The 17,031-nt window shown below is 45.8% G+C and carries 13 protein-coding genes and 1 riboswitch; of the genes, 3 read left to right on the top strand and 10 right to left on the bottom strand.

Annotated features, from left to right (window positions below; translation table 11 throughout):
- Positions 1-17: 17 nt before the first annotated feature.
- Positions 18-911, bottom strand: a complete 894-nt coding sequence (locus NSS67_RS07380; RefSeq protein WP_339318947.1) for a carbohydrate ABC transporter permease — start codon at positions 909-911, stop codon at positions 18-20.
- Between the two features lie 11 nt (positions 912-922).
- On the bottom strand, positions 923-1,798 hold the full coding sequence (locus NSS67_RS07375) for an ABC transporter permease subunit (RefSeq protein ID WP_339320529.1): 876 nt from the start codon (positions 1,796-1,798) through the stop codon (positions 923-925).
- A gap of 511 nt (positions 1,799-2,309) precedes the next feature.
- Here NSS67_RS07375 and NSS67_RS07370 point away from each other — a divergent pair.
- Together NSS67_RS07370 and NSS67_RS07365 are read left to right on the top strand one after the other, a co-directional pair.
- Positions 2,310-4,556 (top strand): AraC family transcriptional regulator, encoded by a 2,247-nt coding sequence (locus tag NSS67_RS07370; RefSeq protein ID WP_339318946.1) that lies wholly within the window; start codon positions 2,310-2,312, stop codon positions 4,554-4,556.
- Between the two features lie 141 nt (positions 4,557-4,697).
- A complete protein-coding gene (locus NSS67_RS07365) occupies positions 4,698-6,752 on the top strand; it encodes an exosporium glycoprotein BclB-related protein (RefSeq protein ID WP_339318945.1) in 2,055 nt (684 codons plus the stop codon).
- A 406-nt stretch (positions 6,753-7,158) separates the two neighbouring features.
- Here the strand turns inward: NSS67_RS07365 and NSS67_RS07360 are convergent, their stop codons facing one another.
- Genes NSS67_RS07360 through selD form a run of 3 tightly spaced genes read right to left on the bottom strand, consistent with a single transcriptional unit; the run spans position 7,159 to position 10,430 of the window.
- Complete coding sequence (locus NSS67_RS07360; RefSeq protein ID WP_339318944.1) at positions 7,159-8,271, bottom strand: cysteine desulfurase family protein; 1,113 nt, start codon at positions 8,269-8,271, stop codon at positions 7,159-7,161.
- Between the two features lie 18 nt (positions 8,272-8,289).
- Positions 8,290-9,333: a tRNA 2-selenouridine(34) synthase MnmH gene (mnmH, locus tag NSS67_RS07355; protein WP_339318943.1), complete on the bottom strand. Its 1,044-nt coding sequence runs from the start codon at positions 9,331-9,333 to the stop codon at positions 8,290-8,292.
- 38 nt (positions 9,334-9,371) lie between these two features.
- The gene (selD, locus tag NSS67_RS07350) at positions 9,372-10,430 is read right to left on the bottom strand and encodes a selenide, water dikinase SelD (RefSeq protein ID WP_339320528.1); all 1,059 of its coding nucleotides are present in this window, start codon (positions 10,428-10,430) and stop codon (positions 9,372-9,374) included.
- A 149-nt stretch (positions 10,431-10,579) separates the two neighbouring features.
- Here selD and NSS67_RS07345 point away from each other — a divergent pair, with 149 nt between their 5' ends.
- The gene (locus tag NSS67_RS07345; RefSeq protein WP_339318942.1) at positions 10,580-11,659 is read left to right on the top strand and encodes a permease; all 1,080 of its coding nucleotides are present in this window, start codon (positions 10,580-10,582) and stop codon (positions 11,657-11,659) included.
- 262 nt (positions 11,660-11,921) lie between these two features.
- Here NSS67_RS07345 and NSS67_RS07340 read toward each other — a convergent pair whose 3' ends face one another.
- The 5 genes from NSS67_RS07340 to NSS67_RS07320 all read right to left on the bottom strand — a co-directional run bounded on the left by NSS67_RS07340 (position 11,922) and on the right by NSS67_RS07320 (position 17,028).
- Complete coding sequence (locus NSS67_RS07340; protein ID WP_339318941.1) at positions 11,922-12,731, bottom strand: alpha/beta hydrolase; 810 nt, start codon at positions 12,729-12,731, stop codon at positions 11,922-11,924.
- 106 nt (positions 12,732-12,837) lie between these two features.
- Positions 12,838-13,024, bottom strand: a riboswitch (cyclic di-AMP (ydaO/yuaA leader).
- A 243-nt stretch (positions 13,025-13,267) separates the two neighbouring features.
- Positions 13,268-13,441, bottom strand: coding sequence for a hypothetical protein (locus NSS67_RS07335; protein WP_339318940.1), 174 nt, complete (start codon positions 13,439-13,441; stop codon positions 13,268-13,270).
- Positions 13,442-13,526: 85 nt separating this feature from the next.
- Positions 13,527-14,285, bottom strand: coding sequence for a Nif3-like dinuclear metal center hexameric protein (locus NSS67_RS07330; protein WP_339320527.1), 759 nt, complete (start codon positions 14,283-14,285; stop codon positions 13,527-13,529).
- A gap of 148 nt (positions 14,286-14,433) precedes the next feature.
- The gene (locus tag NSS67_RS07325; protein WP_339318939.1) at positions 14,434-15,453 is read right to left on the bottom strand and encodes an endo-1,4-beta-xylanase; all 1,020 of its coding nucleotides are present in this window, start codon (positions 15,451-15,453) and stop codon (positions 14,434-14,436) included.
- Positions 15,454-15,495: 42 nt separating this feature from the next.
- Entirely contained in the window at positions 15,496-17,028 is a 1,533-nt protein-coding gene (locus NSS67_RS07320; protein WP_339318938.1) for a glycoside hydrolase family 43 protein, read from the bottom strand.
- Positions 17,029-17,031: the final 3 nt, after the last annotated feature.

Here is a 17,031-nt window from a genome sequence, read left to right as displayed (position 1 = left end):
GGGGCAAGGTTGCGGTTCTAACCTTTTACAGCTCCGATAGTCAACCCTTTGACAAAGTAACGCTGAACGAACGGGTACAGAAATAGAATCGGTCCAGTCACAACAATCGCCATCGCCATTTTTGTAGACTCAGCAGGGACCTCCGTAGCCAGCGACACCCCAGTTCCAGCACCCATCTGTGCAATGAACTGCGCTGAATTGATAACATTGTACAGATAGAACTGCAGCTGATATTTATGGGTATCATTGATGAACAGTGAAGATGTGAACCAGTCATTCCAGTAATACAGTGCAAGGAACAATCCAACTGTAGCGATCCCCGGCATGGAGAGCTTGAGCACAATCTGCCAGTAGATTCTGAAATCACCGGCCCCGTCAATTTTTCCGGAATCGAACAACTCCTCGGGGACTGCTGATTTAATGAAGTTCTTCATTAGAATAATCAAGAAGGGTGTCATCAGTCCTGGCAGCACTAGTACAGCATAGGAATCCAGCAGGCCGAGATACTTGGTAATCATGATGTACCACGGAACAAGTCCCCCACCAAACAAAGTCGTAAAGTATATATAGAAGGAGAAGGTATTACGGTATTTGAAATCCTTGCGGGCCAGAACGTAACCGGCCATTGTCATAAAGAAGAGCCCTAATGTGGTCCCAACCACTGTGGAGATAATGGTGACCGTGTAAGCACGCAGCACTTCATCCGGGAAGATGAATACCGTCTTGTAGCCCTCAAGAGAGAACTGCTTCGGAATCAGATGATAGCCATCGCGGATAATGGATTCATTGCTGGTTAATGATGCGGAAATAATCAGCAGAAATGGTAGCAGGCAAGCAACCGACAGTCCAATGATGACCACATAGGCGATTGCATGAAGCATCCGGGTATATTTATCCTTTTGAATTTGCATGTCTTGTCCTCCTAGAACAGGGCGTAGTCATCGTTTATTTTGCGAATAATATAGTTGACCGTCATGATGAGGATAAAACCGAACAAGGATTGATAGACTCCGGCAGCAGTAGCCATCCCCACATCAAACGTTACTTTAAGAGAACGATAGACATACGTATCGAGAATATCCGTCGTATTGTAGAGTAGCCCGTTATTACCTATTAATTGATAAAACAGATCAAATTGACCCTTCATAATACTGCCGAGCGCAAAGAGCAACAGCACCACAAAGGTAGACTTCAGCATCGGCACCGTAATATACCAAATCCGTTGAAAAATATTAGCACCATCGATCTTAGCCGCTTCATAATATTCATCACTGATGCCCGTAATCGCCGCCAGATAGATGACCATGCTGTAGCCGAGATTCTTCCAGAGATAGAAGATAATAATTAGAAAGATCCAAGCCCAGGGTTTGCTGTAGACATCTACCGGATCGATTCCAAATTGCGTTAGCATTGTATTCAAGAAACCGCTGTCATAGTTGAATAGGTTGTAGACAATAACACTTAGAATGACGAAGGATACGAAGTATGGCAGAAACATCACCGATTGGCTAATCTTTTTAAACCATTTTCCATTCAGTTCACTTAAGAGGATCGCACAAGCAATCGCCAGCACATTCCCAAGGACAATAAAAGCGATGTTATAACCTATCGTGTTCATCGTCAGCTTCACCAATGTGCCAGATCTCCAGAGAAACTCGAAATTCTGCAAGCCGACGAACTTGGAATTAAACATACTGCTGTTGAAGTCAAATTGAGTGAACGCATAATAAATACCTACCATTGGAAAATAGGAATTCACCAAGAAAAAGATCAAGGTGGGCAGCAGCATCAGGAACATCACCCGATTGTGCAACAGTTCATATAGAAATCCTTTCTTCTTTCTTCTCGTTCGTAAGCGTGCTCTACCATCAGCCTGGATACCAAGTTCGACGGTTGAGATTCCTTTGGATGAGGTTTGGCTCAAGATCTCTCACTCCCTTAATATTAAAACTGCATAATTCCACTATAGGGAGATTCTCCTGAACATAGAAGTGAAGCTTACATGCCTTATTGCACAAACTTGCGAAACAAGGATTGGACAATTGGGGTATTTATGTAAAAGTAATCAAGGGCCTTCGATAGACTTCAAAGCTTGTCTATTTCCGATTAAGGCTTACTAATTCTTGTATAAAATGCTGTTATGTACACAAATATTTAGTTTGTTCACTCCCTGCAGATAGAAAAATGCAACATTCTAAGGTTACTCCACTGTTCTGTTCACTCTTGGCGACTTATAATAAAAGAAATTCATAAGGTGAATTCACCCAGAGCTTTTCTCAAGGAAGTCATATGATGATCAGGGGGACGGTATGAAGAATAATGCTCTACGAAGAAAAAGACTACTGTACGACAAGCTGCTCACCACCATAACCCTTTGCATATCGTTAACCCTTCTTGTCTCTACTTTTGTCTACTATACGTACTATATCGGGGTAGAGAAGACACAGACCTTCCGCTCGGATCTAAGAGATCTGACTCAGACTGGCAAGAAGGTAGTCAATATGGCCGAAGTGGCGCAAACGCTTTCATTTCAACTATATCGAACTAGAACTATTTCCCATCTGTTGTTCTATAACAAGCCCTCCATTTATGAGGTTACGGCTGCGATGTCAGATCTCCACAACTATCTGAATTCTATGCCGTACATTGAATCCATCTATGTTTATAATCCGAATAATGACACGGTATATATCTCGGCAGCGCAAGGGCAGAACGGTGTGTACACCACACGGGAATTAGAGGACACTGAAATCATACAGGTGTTGAATCATTATCAGGATTACAAAACATTTACTCCCATCCCGCGTACCTACTCCATCGGTGAACCCAAGTCAGAGGCGATCTCCGTCTATACTTATCTCTGCTATGATGCGATCAATTGGGACCGCTCCATCAATTCTGCTGTTATAGTTAATATATCGGCGGCTTGGATAAACAAGGAACTAGCTAACAGCAATACCACCGGTAGTGGTAGCACTTATCTCCTAGATGACCAAGGTCGGTTTCTATCGGGGAACAAGCTGACATTGGAAAAACTCTCAGGGGATGAAAGCAGCTGGATAGAGAATCAAGTTAAAGCCCGCTCCGCAGGTTATTTCATAGCTCCTTTTAAAGGTCAAAAATCACTAGTGTCCTATACTTCACCAGATTCGCTTGGCTGGCAGTATGTTCGAATTACACCTTATGATGTAATCACAGAACAAACCAACCAAATCCGTAATACAACGTTACTGATTTCTTTGATCATTCTATTGTTCGGACTTGTCATTTCTAGATTGCTATCCAAACGACTCTATCTTCCCATTGATTCCATCGTAAGCCGAATGAATAGCCTTGAAGCTGATAAGCGCAACAGTATGTTTACGATTAGACAGAATTCATTACGTAATCTTGTTCTCGGTATAAAATCTCCCCGCAGCAGCCGATCAAGTGATTATGAACAACTAAGTGTTACTTTCAGCTTAAACGAGGGCTATCGGCTTGTATTGCTGCGTATTGATGAATACAATACCTTGCGAAAAGAGCGAGGTTCTTATCTATTGCCATACAAGTTCGCCATCATGAATATTGCCACGGAAATATGCGGTCAGACTTACCAAGTGGAAAGCGTAGATATGAACGACGACAGTGTAGTTATGTTACTTAGCAGTATAACGTCCGCTGAACCTCTCGATACGGAATTGATCGAGGTGCTGCTGCGACAAATCCATGTGGCTTGCTGCGATTATCTAAAGATCGGACTGTCGCTCGTGTACAGTCCCGTTAGTGATAATCCGGAACTACTGAACCAAATCTACAGTCAGGCCAAAGAAGCTTCTAAACATAGACTTTTTTATGGACATGGATGCCTGATTAACGCCGAGAAGATTAGTGAATTACAGTATAACCTCTACTCTTATCCGGCTGACAGCGAGAAGAAGCTGGTCGATGCTCTTACGAATGCTAGACCAGACGAGGCCCGCAGCCATTTCTTCGATATCGTGCGCGTAATGGAGCAATATCCCTATCATGTACTGGAACTGACGCTATCCAGAGTAACCCTAACGATTAAAAGAATCGTCGACAATATCGAAAAGCTCAGCAATACATCTGTAGAAGGTATGCTCAAGATACCTTCACTTGAGAGTTACGAGACGATGGATGAGCTTGTGGAAGCTTTTTACCAACTTTTCGACGATATTCAGGAATTCCAGGCGGATAAGCGTAGCTTCAAGCAAAGCGATCTGATCCGCCAAATTAACCATAAAATCACTCAATCTTACATGGATCCTAGCCTAAGCCTAAACCAGATTGCCGATGAACTTAGCCTGACACCCATATATGTCAGCCGTCTTTATAAGCAGCAGACCATGACAGCTATTGTGGATGTCATCATGGATTTACGGATGCAGGAAGTATGTCGCCTTCTGACAGAGAGCGATCTATCCGTTTCGGACATAGCTGAAATAACCGGGTTCACCAGCAGTTCTTATCTCCATCGGATGTTCAAACGCAACTTCAGCATCACACCGATAGAATACCGGCGCTCCAATACCCTTGATCAAACAGAAGGCTGAACCTTGTTTGTATTCGCTTCATTTAGAACGACTTCGGCTCGATTATTGTAACGACTTCCGCTTCTCAGAATATGCTAATTGGGCAGGTTCCCAATTTTTAAAGGAATGAAGAGGAGAAGCTCAAGGAGGAGATACAGAAACATGCCGGATCATAATCATAGACCATTTAAAGGTGACATTATCCTAAACAAGCAAGGGAGGATAAGCAGTCCTGTTAGAAAAAGGGAGTGTAACGCTCTATTAAAAATAGTCACTGAGCTCTCTACAGTAGTACCTCCCGCACTTACGAATCCTACAACACTTCATATTACCAATCTTCAAAGAGTGTTAAGAGAACTCATGGAATTCTTGCATGAGGCTAAGATATGCAGCCCTTTTAGAACGGAGCTTCTATCTGTAGTAGAAATAACCATTGTAGCTACTGAAGTCAGCCCCTTCTCAGTCATAAGCGTTGGCACCAATCTTCAACAACTATTGGCCGAGTTATTATCTTTTATTCTCGCCACGAAGATTGAAGCTAGTTGCAAAGATCAGTTAGTTGTTCAGATCCGGCATATTCAAGCTTCTATTTCACAAGCGCTTGGCTTACCTATTAAGGGTTCGACTGGGCCTCAGGGTCCTCAAGGGCTTCAAGGGCTTCAAGGGCTTCAGGGACCCCAAGGGCCTCAAGGACCTCAAGGACCTCAGGGATCCACAGGTGCAGGGCTGCAAGGTATTGTAGTCTTTAATCCCGCACAAAGTCCTTTTTATCCAGCGGGTCAAGTAGTAACCCTCAATGGAAGCACCTATATAGCTACGGTTGCTAGCCCCATAGGAATACCAGGCAATTCGCCAGATTACTTACTAATTGCTGGTGGAGCTACTGGCGCTACCGGAGCACAAGGACCTCAGGGACCTCAAGGGGAATATGGTGTTGGTGGGACAGGCGCGACTGGTGCGACTGGGTCACAAGGTATACAAGGACCGGCTGGCCCAGGCGGAGGTGCAACTGGTGCGACTGGCACTGCGGGGCTCGCTGGACCGACTGGCGCGACTGGCTCTGCGGGTATCGCTGGAGCGACTGGTGCGACTGGTACAGCGGGTACTGCTGGGGCGACTGGTGCAACGGGTACGGCGGGGCTCGCTGGAGCGACGGGTGCGACGGGTACAGCCGGGCTCGCTGGAGCGACAGGCGCAACTGGTACGGCCGGGCTCGCTGGAGCGACAGGCGCAACTGGTACGGCGGGGCTCGCTGGAGCGACAGGCGCGACGGGTACGGCGGGGCTCGCTGGAGCGACGGGTGCGACGGGTACAGCCGGGCTCGCTGGAGCGACAGGCGCAACGGGTACAGCCGGGCTGGCTGGAGCGACAGGCGCAACTGGTACGGCCGGGCTCGCTGGAGCGACAGGCGCGACGGGTACGGCTGGGCTGGCTGGAGCGACGGGCGCGACGGGTACGGCCGGGCTCGCTGGAGCGACAGGCGCAACGGGTACGGCGGGGCTCGCTGGAGCGACAGGCGCGACGGGTACGGCGGGGCTCGCTGGAGCGACAGGCGCAACGGGTACGGCGGGGCTCGCTGGAGCGACAGGCGCAACGGGTACGGCGGGGCTCGCTGGAGCGACAGGCGCAACTGGTACGGCGGGGCTCGCTGGAGCGACGGGTGTTACTGGTGTTACTGGCGTTACTGGGGCTACAGGTAATGGCGCAATCATTCCGCTGGCATCTGGAGGCCCTATCATTATGACCACGATTTTAGGTGGTTTGGTTGGAACAACAAGCCTTGTAGGCTTCGGAAGTTCAGCCACAGGAATTTCTCTTGTTGGCGGTAATATAGATTTGACAGGCACTGCTCTTGGACCTCTTATCAACTTTGCAATGTCAGTTCCTCGTTCGGGAGTGATTACTTCCATTTCCGCTTACTTCAGTAATACCTTAGCTTTATCACTTATTGGTACTTCGGTAATTGTGACAGCACAATTGTTCCAATCTACTCTACCCAATAACACATTCACTCCTATTCCAGGGGCCATAGTACCACTTCCAGCTATCGAAGGTACAATTAATCTAGGGACTTTTGTCAGCGGAGCTACATTCGGTATTGATTTTCCTGTAACAGCGCAGACACGTCTTCTCATGGTGTTTTCAGCCACTGCTTCAGGCTTTAGCCTTGTAAATACAATTGCTGGTTATGCAAGTGCAGGCTTTACTATTGTATAGTCACTAATACAAACAAAAGCACCTGCCATTCCATCTAAGGAGTGGCAGATGCTTTTATAGTAATATGCGATTTAAAATTTCTTGATCTTTCGGACTCAGATACCGCTATTCGTTCATTTATCGCCTCAAAGAAGGATTTTCGGACCGGAAAGACGTTATTGAGCAAAAATGGGTGCCAACTACGTCTTTTTTGTGCAAATAACGCCTCTGGGGTCCGATAGCATTCCAAAAAGAGGAGAATACTGCAAATAAGAACGCCTGATTCCGATAGCAAGTCTATTCCCTGGGAATCACACTAGTCGTCATTAGCTACTCCATCCCCGGGAATCGCAAGTGTTCGCCATTAGCTACTCCATCCCTGGAATCACACGAGTCGTCATTAACTACTCCATCCCCGGGAATCTACTCACAACAAATACTCTTTTAACTTAACGATTACCTCATCGATCTCCGCTATAGTCGTATACCGTCCAACACTAAATCGAACCGCTCCCTGCCCAATACTTGCTGAGACATTCATAGCCTTTAAAACAGGCGAAATTAATGTTTCTCCAGAATGACAAGCTGAGCCTGTTGAGGCAGCCACATCTTCTAGCGAAGCAATCACTTCGTGACCCACTGCTCCAAGAAAACTAATATTAAGGGTATTGGGTAATCGCTTGTGCTTATGACCGTTCAGGTGAATCCTGTCGCCAAAAGCCTCCTGCAGTTTATCATAGAAATAATCTGCAACCTGCTTTACACGCTCCATAGAAGCGGAGTCCGCAGCAAGCTCACAAGCTTTTCCTAATCCAATTATGTAGGGTGTATTTTCGGTCCCCGCTCTTCTCCCCTGCTCATGCCCTGCTCCGTGAATCAAAGGTTCAATGTGAATGCCATCGCGGATATAAAGTGCTCCAATACCTTTTGGCGCATATAATTTATGGCCTGCCAGCGTTAGAAAATCCACTCCTAAATCAGCCACATCGAGCACTACTTTTCCAGCGGATTGTGAAGCATCGGTATGAACAAAAACACCCCGTTCGTGGCAGACCTCGGCTATTTCCTTGATCGGCTGGATCGTACCTGTTTCGTTATTAGAGTGCATAATGGAGACCAGAATGGTTTGGTCTGTGAGCTGCTTTTTCACATCGTCTACATGCACCATTCCATACGAGTCAACAGGAACATAAGTAATCGTGTAGCCCAACTGCTCCAGATACTGACATGGTTTAATCACCGCCGGATGCTCTATAGCAGACAGTATAATGTGATTACCTTTATGTCTATAAGTTTGGGCAACTCCCTTTATGACAGTGTTATTCGATTCGCTACCCCCGCTTGTAAAAAGCACCTCACCCGGCGCACAATGGAGGAAATCTGCCACCTGTGTTCTTGCTCGCTCGATTCCGAATTTAGCTTCTTGCCCCAAAGAATGACTGCTTGAGGGATTCCCGTAATGACCATAAAGATATGGAATCATCGCCTCTGCTACTTCCTTATCTACAGGCGTTGTAGCGTTATAGTCTAAATAGATCATTTATACGCTAATCCCCCTTTAAACCTCTGTATTACTACTGGCCAAAAAAGAGCGCACCGCAGCCTCAGCTTCATCCAGATTATTCACCTTAAAGGTAACTCTCTCAATGCCTTCATACTGAGTAGACGTGTAATCGTATTTAGGATCATAGTAGTATTCTAACAGCAACGCCACAGCCTCCCCGAACAAATCAGCTTGTAAGCACCGCTCGATTTCTGCCGCAATAGGAATATGAATTCGGGATTTAATACTGCGAAAGGCTGAAATGCACTGCTCCTTATATTCTTCTGGTCGGTAATCCTCAAGGATTTGTTGCACTCTAGCTTGCAAAGGTAGTTCAATCCAAATCTGCGTTCCGTGCTCTTTTTGCTCGGCCATGAATGGGGGCATCACTACCTTACCAATCTTTTTGCTCTCCGCTTCAAACAGTACATATGGTGAATCCCCAAGCTTAATTAACGCCTCTAAAAGAAGACTATCGAACGTCTTTTGATTGTTTGCATGAAGTCCGATTTCACCAAAGATAGAACCACGATGACCCGCCATCCCTTCCAAATCCAGAACTGGATAGCTTTGTGCCTTCAGGCGGTGTAGTAGGTTTGTTTTGCCTGTACCCGTATTTCCGTGAATCACATAGGACTTCGCCTTGAATTCATAGGACTCCAGTTCATCGAGCACCCATTTGCGATAAGCTTTGTAACCGCCAATCAGTCGATAAGCGTGAATATCCATTAAAGAAAGAACGGTCGCAGTTGTACGGCTCCGCATACCACCCCTCCAGCAGAACACAGCCTTGTCCCCTTGAATCGCAGCGAATTCTTTGACAAAGGAAGGTAGCTTTGCCGCAGCAATTTCCAAGCCTCGTTCTTTCGCAGCCTGCACACTAGTCTGTTTATACAAAGTTCCTACTTCAGCGCGTTCCTCATCATCAAAAAAAGGAATGTTCAGACTATCCGGCAATGTCGAATCTTTATATTCAGAAGGAGATCGAACGTCGATAACGGTGATCTGCTTCTTATTCTTTAGCACTCTTAGTTCTTCCAGTGTAATATCCTGAAACAATGCACTCTCTCCTCTGGTGACTAACTTCTTAGGTTTTGTTATTGCGCAGCTATAACTGCAATCTGACCCGGATGGTCTTCTGTTACCTCTCCGATCAACGCCGCTTCAACGCCTGCATCTACTAACTCTTTTAACAAAGCTTCACTTTGTTCAGGAGCAACAGAAATCAGTAGTCCGCCTGAAGTCACAGCATCACACAGTATATAACGGCTCAATTGGTCCATTTCTTCCGGATAAAGAATGCTGCCCTCCAAATGGGCAAAGTTATTCTTAGTACCTCCTGGAACAAATCCCTGTTCCGCAAGCTCTCTTACTCTTGGCAGCATCGGTACATCACTTTGACGAATAATCAGTCCGTGATTGCTCCCTTTGGCCATTTCCGAGGCATGTCCCAGCAGCCCAAATCCGGTAACATCTGTACAAGCATGTACATCATAAGGCTCCATGATTTCAGCCGCTTTTTTATTTAATGTAGACATTACTGTGGTAAGGCGTGTGGTTTCTTCTGGAGATAACTGATCCTTTTTAATAGAAGTAGTTAAGATGCCCACACCGATAGGTTTTGTCAAAATCAGTTTATCCCCCACCTGTGCACCTGCATTCGTTCTTACTTTATCCGGATGCACAAGGCCTGTAACGGCCAATCCAAACTTGGGCTCTTTATCATCAATCGAATGTCCGCCTACAAGTGTCGCTCCTGCTTCCTGCACTTTATCAGCTGCACCGCGCAAAATATCACCGAGAATGCTTTTGTCCAGAACAGAAATAGGGAAGGCCACAATATTAAGCACCGTAAGCGGCTTTCCACCCATAGCATAAATATCACTTAACGCATTGGCTGCTGCAATTTGACCAAAGGAATAAGGGTCGTCCACGATCGGCGTGAAAAAATCAACCGTTTGTACTAACGCTAGTTCATCGCTTAAACGGTACACACCAGCATCATCACTGGTATCCAGACCTACAAGTAGATCGGGGTTAGGTACCGTTGGTGGCAAACTGCGAATAACCTGCATGAGATCGGCGGGACCGATTTTGCAGCCGCAGCCCCCTTTTGAAGATAATGAAGTCAATTTTATGGTTTCGGCTTGAGACATCATGACTCAGCTCCTTTAAATAGTTAATGTCGAATATCTTTAATCTTACATCAGTAGACAGCAATGTACAAAATACAAAGCTAGCGCTTTGATTTCATTATGCTATAATGGGAACCTTGATATTTTTTACTTGGAGGTTATTCAGAGTTATGTCAGCTGTTTCTAATGATTCTTCTCTCAGCACCAAGCGTCCTGCGCATTTTAAGGCAGTGCTGTTGGTGCTTATCTTCGTGTTCATAGCTGTAGCGGGTCTGTCCTATGTCAAATGGTGGCCTTATTCTCAGAAAGCAACCATAGCTGCGACGGAGCATTCCATCGGCTCTTCGATTTTGACCGGAGACCAAGCAAATGCGCCTGATCCATCCTTTCAGAGTGCTTGGGATTATGCCCTGACGTATTTCAAATCCGTATGGAAAGCAGCTGTTCTTGGGATATTGTTAGGCTCCTTGATCCAAGTACTACTTCCGTCCAAATGGCTGCTCAACATGCTGGGTAAGGCAAATTTCAAAAGCACCGCTCTAGGCGGAATCGCTTCTTTACCGGGAATGATGTGCACCTGCTGTGCTGCTCCGATTGCCGTAGGCTTACGTAAAAAGAACGTCTCAATTGGTGCTAGCTTGGCCTTCTGGTTAGGCAATCCTGTGCTCAATCCGGCTACGTTGATCTTCATGACCTTCGTTCTCTCTTGGAAGTTCACATTGATGCGTGTAGTGTTTGGCTTAATCCTAACCTTTGCGGTTAGTCATTTCGCGAATAAGTTTGCTGAAGACTCCTCCGTTCCGCAAACGATAGATGAAACCGTGAGCAAGACAGTCGATCCTGATGGATCACTAATTATTCGCTGGTTAAAAAGTGCTGGTTCCATGCTGATAACGGTGGTACCCGCCTATATCATTACTGTTCTTCTGCTAGGTGCAGCACGGGCTTGGATGTTCCCTGTTCTTGGGGAGGGCATTACGAATGGCATTCTTGCTATTATTATTTTCGCCATTGCCGGCACACTGTTTGTCATTCCAACCGCGGCTGAAATCCCTATTATCGGAACCTTTCTTTCCTTTGGTCTCGGTACAGGAGCTGCAGGTGCGCTGCTTGTCACGCTTCCCTCCATAAGCTTGCCTTCTATGCTTATGGTGTATCGTTCCTTCCCACGTCGGGTGATCTGGTTCGTATTTGGCTCAGTCGTAGGGTTAGGGATTTTAAGTGGCATTGTAGGTGTACTGTTCTTGTAAATTCTCAACATTCATGCGAGTAGAAGTAGAATAAAGGCTGGCTCATCCGTAGTATTGACTACCTTTGAGCCAGCTTTTAGTTTGATATCCAATGCTTTAGGGAAATCCTCCCTATAATTCCATACAAAAGAACGCCCCGCAGCCAGTTCATTCCCCCCGGCTATGGGACGCCCTTATTTCTCGCTTAAACGCTAGCCGTCCATCTAAAGACGCCGACGCGTTTATGCATTCTTCAATGTTTACTCCAATTTACTCTAATAGATCAACTAATCTGCTGAGTTCCCTGCTGCTTCTCCAAAAACCGCTGAAGAATAGCATTAAATTTCTCCGGCTGACACAGATTACTAGGATCTAATGCGTTAGGAATAATCGCTAACTGAGCTTGAGGCAGCTGAGACACCACATCCTTCATACAATTGACTCCGAATTCACTGAAGTCACCCACAATACATAACGCGGGACGCTTAAAAGTCTTTAAGCATCTAGTGTAATCCACATGGCTCGTAGCCAGCCTTTGCCGGTACAATTCCCGTGGACGTTTGTCGAGAAGTCCTCTTCTAATCTCGTTATAGGCCAGGTTCCAGCGCTCCCGATACATCATACGAATCGAAGGCAGGATCAGCTCACTTGGGGCGTAATACATTAGCCAACTACAATAAGCAGCCATAAGCTGGATTTTACCTATAATCGTTGACGCCTGACTTCTACAGAAGCTATCCACAACGACAATCGCTTTTACCCGCTCAGGATATTGTTTCGCAATATGTTGAACGACCAGACCACCGTAAGCAATTCCCACAAAAACCGCTTCGCGGATGCCCAAATCATTCAATAGCATAATTAGATCTAGACATTGAGTTTCAATAATCTCGTTTGGGGCCTGCAGCAGCTCACCTGACTTTCCATTCCCCCGTAAATCGCACAGAATCACTTTATATTTATCAGAAAAATACTCCAGCTGAGGCTTGAACATACTATGTGTCAATCCATGACCGTGGATAAAAACAACCGGAGTCCCTGTACCATTGATTTCATAATAGAGTGAAGTTCCATTCAGTTTAGCAATAGGCAAAGGTAACACCTCTTTCATAAATAGATCCAATAACTATATCTGCTTTTGAACGCAGCAAAAAACCACAGAGGGATTCTCTGTGGCTATTCATCGTGAAATACGCCATTCATCCTCTCTCCATACGCTTACGAGGTTAGCTGTCGGATTCGGGCAGTGAGAGTTGCCCTACCTGCATGGATGCATTACTATGCACCAGGAACAGGATTCACCCCATAACTAGTACCGACTGTAACATCGATTCCCAGTTGTTGGTTCCCCCGCTTTCCTGAACGGAAATTAAGCGGATTTCATATGTAATTATCGGTTATGTCATGAATCATACTCCGTGTAAGGTTGCTTGTAAAGGAGCGATCTAGCCAAAATAAAGTAGAATGTAGTACTTTTCATTTCATATTGCATATACTCGTCATTTTCTCTCTCTTTTTCTCTTGTTTACTCGTTTTTTTTAAGAAAAACGTGCTGAACCAAGCGAAAAAGCCAAGCGGTTATCAGAGAACCATCTCTGAACCACTCGGCTCCTTCATAGAATCATGCGGCTACAAAAGATCGGCGTTTTTCAATGCATGCTCCCAGCTTGGATAAAAGAACAGCGCACTTCTCATAAGATCAGGATCGCTTTGCTTTACTTGTTTTTTGCTGATCGAGCTTCCGTCGGTTTGCAGCTTTTTGATCCGACTTAACACTTCATCAGCCTCCAAAGGAATTTCCATTGAAACACTCCTTTCTCAGTGACCTGGTTTCCAATCATTTTCTCCATAATATGCAAATTTATTCTTCGGTTTTGATTTCGACGAGTTAAACCAGCTGATAGATCGGTTGTTCAGCAATGAAAAAGGTAGGAATCATTGGGTATTTCTCTGCGAGGATTTCAGCTAAATATTTCATCCCTGGAGCTTCACTCTCCGCATGGCCTAACATAATCAGCGCTTTTAATCTGCCTTGGTGGACTGCATCCCTCACATATTCCGGAGTTTCCCACTCGGGTCCTTCACCAGCAATAATTAAATCAAGATTATGTTGATTAAAAAGAGGAATAGCCATCGTTCCGCCCCCTCTGTAACCTACTAAAATCCCCACATGTCTGCATGTCTGAGATAAGTCGCCGGCAACACGTACATAGGGAATGCCTAGCTTTCTTTTTATATACTGAGCCGCTTCACTTATTGTCATGGCAGGAATCGTTAGGATCGTAGCAGCAGGTTGCTGCTCATCCACATAGGCTGACCACTCAAGCTCTCGCAGCAAGCCCACCATGATCCCATCCGGTTTATGCCGATGCCAATAATCATGATAACGAAAAATAGCTACTTCGGAACGCTCGATCAAACTTAGTTTTCCGCGGTACACAGGATCACCATCTAACCACTCGCATGGCTCATGATGGTTATAAAACACACCCTCATGCGTAATCAGCAAGTTGGCTCCCATAGCCATCGCGCGTTCCACAACATATTGCGTAGCGCAGAACGCCGTAACAATCCCTGTTATCTCAGTTTCTGGATTCCCAGGCTTAAGCGTATCCACAGTTCCATCTATCTGTTCCACAGTTCCCATTAACTCTTCCAGTATCGTTCTAATTGTGAGGTTCACTGTAATCCTCCCTTTGAGATCCAATCTCCTAACCTATCAATATTATAATAACCCGCCCTTAAATAAATATAAGGACGGGTTCATGGTTCACTATTTGAGCAGCTTGGCCGCTCTATGATTTTGTAGCAGAGGTGATCAGTCGGTGGAAGGCTAGTTTTGGATGATGGCCCTCATCGAATAGAAATGGCCAGTTCTTCCGTCCACGAACAGGGAAATCATCCAGCCAAGTATAGTCATCCGCTGCTCCCCAGAACGTAACGGAGCTAATCACGTCGCGGTATTCTCTCAGCAATGCGAACATCGCTTCATATCGGTCTGCCTGCAGTTCAAGCAAATCAGCCGGCGCTGCCTTTAAATCCATACGTTTATCATCGAAACGGAACATGGATACATCTAGCTCTGTCAGTTGGAGCTGAAGTCCTAAGGATGCATATTTCTCAATCGCTGCACGAATATCATCTAGGCTCGGATCGTATAAATTCCAGTGTGCTTGCAATCCGACGCCGTGAATTGGCACACCCTGATCCAGCAGCGACTTTACCAATTGATAAATTTTGTCACGCTTTTGTGGATGAGATTCGTTATAGTCGTTGTAGAATAACAAAGCCTTCGGATCAACTTCATGGGCGAATTCAAACGCCTTGGCGATAAAATCCGGCCCGACAATATCCAACCACTTCGACTGACGAAGAAGCTCTTCTCCTTCATCAGCGATTACCTCATTTACAACATCCCAAGCATAAATATCTTCCTTGTAACGCCCTACCACAGTTTGAATATGTGACTTAACTCGTGCAAGCAAAGCCTCTTTGCTTACAGGTCCCCCATTCTTATCCTCGAACAGCCAATCCGTAGTCTGATTGTGCCAGATCAAGGTATGTCCGCGCATCGCCATCTGATGTTTCCGGGCGAAGGCAACCAGCTGGTCTGCCGCCCCAAAGTTATAAATATCCTCCAACGGATGTAGACTTTCAAACTTCATCTCATTCTCAGCGGTAATGCTGTTGAAATGATAGGCAAGTAAGTGCTCCTGTGATTGTATCGTTAATGGGTTGACGGCTGCACCAATCTTGAAATCCTCTAAGAACACTGTCTTTAGTGCAGGCTCTGTAAAATCGCTAGCTTGTCTCATCAAGTTCCCTCCCTACAAACGCACATATATTTAGCATTCGACTCATGATGAACGATAGTCGAACCAATCAAAGTAGGCGGGTACCTCAGCCACTTTGCCATGACCTGTCGCATAAAGGCCAATAAGGACACCCGTAAATCCGTTCCCACGCACAGCTTGAGGGGATAGTGGATATGCTGGTGCTGAAGATAGCTCGATCCATTCCTGCCCATCCGTAGAATAAAGTAAGCCATATTCCGTTAGCTCCGCCCGAATTTTCAGATACAGATGCCCAGCAGTAGTTGGAACCTCTGCCGCTACATGTGCGGTTCCATCAATGGTTAAACGAGCTGCGATAACCCTTTTTCCTTTTCTTTGCGATAGAGAAATTTCATAATGTGCATGCTCATCCAATCTAGCGCAAAGTCCAGCCTCCTCACCGTCTACGGAAGGGTTGAAATCCAGTAGTGCACTCCATTCTGCTGAAGTATACTGCTGCCTTCTTCCTATAAAGGCCATCTGCCCGATATCACTGAGACCTTCAGGTTGACCCCGAAGAGATAACCAGCCCGGACGTTCATTTAGAGACCAGCTTCCCTCAGCCGGATTACGCAGAAAGGTCATTGCGAACGGCAATACTTCATCATCAAAATCATATCGTCCATTAGAAGCAGGTTTAGGCGATGAGCCAGGTACACGCGGAACCTTCATTTCCAGTCCTACGGTGTCTTCGTTATTATCGATCATGGGCCATCCGTCTTCGTTCCAGCTAACAGGAGCTAGAAAAGTCTCCCGCCCAAGCACGGTATACTTGGATTCCACCAGTCGTACTCCGAGAAATACGGCCCACCAATCCCCGTTCTGATCTTCAATCAAATCGGCATGCCCTAAATATTGAATCGCATTCTCTGTACGGCTATGGGTCAGTATCGGATGCGGCAATGGTTCAAAGGGTCCGTATGGTGAGGAACTACGGCCAATGATCTCGCGATGTTCTTTAGCCGTTCCTCCTGAAGCACTCATGATATAATACAGTCCATTTATTCGGTACAAATGCGGCCCTTCCGTCCAAGGCCCACCATCTCCGGTCCAGATGACAGCAGGCTTCGTTAATGCCCTCCCCGTCGCAATATCAATTTCATATTGAATGACATGAGAATCATAATCTGCACCCTGCTGCGTGGTGACATATACCTTTCCATCCTCATCAAACATTAGAGAAGGGTCAATGCCTCCATAAGGGATGCTAATCGGATCTGACCACGGACCCGCAGGGTCCGTAGCCGTAACATAGAAGTTCCCTTTCCCGTGTACTTCGGTCGTTATCATGTAAAACGTTCCTTCATGATACCGGATAGTTGGGGCAAATATCCCTCCAGAGCTCTTGCTTTTACGTGTATCTAGTTGACTTATACGATCTAGGACATGACCTATCTGTGTCCAGTGAATTAAATCCTGACTATGAAATATTGGTACCCCAGGAAAATATTCAAAAGAGCTACACACTAAATAGTAGTCATCCCCTGCCCGAGTGATACTTGGATCGGGATAGAAGCCTGGAAGTATCGGATTCGCGTATGTGATTGAAGACTCCATCCT

The sequence above is a fragment of the Paenibacillus sp. FSL R10-2734 genome, from assembly GCF_037963865.1.
GTDB lineage: Bacteria > Bacillota > Bacilli > Paenibacillales > Paenibacillaceae > Paenibacillus_AQ.
Note: the sequence above shows the minus strand (reverse complement) of the source record. Positions and strands in the feature narration are given on the sequence as shown.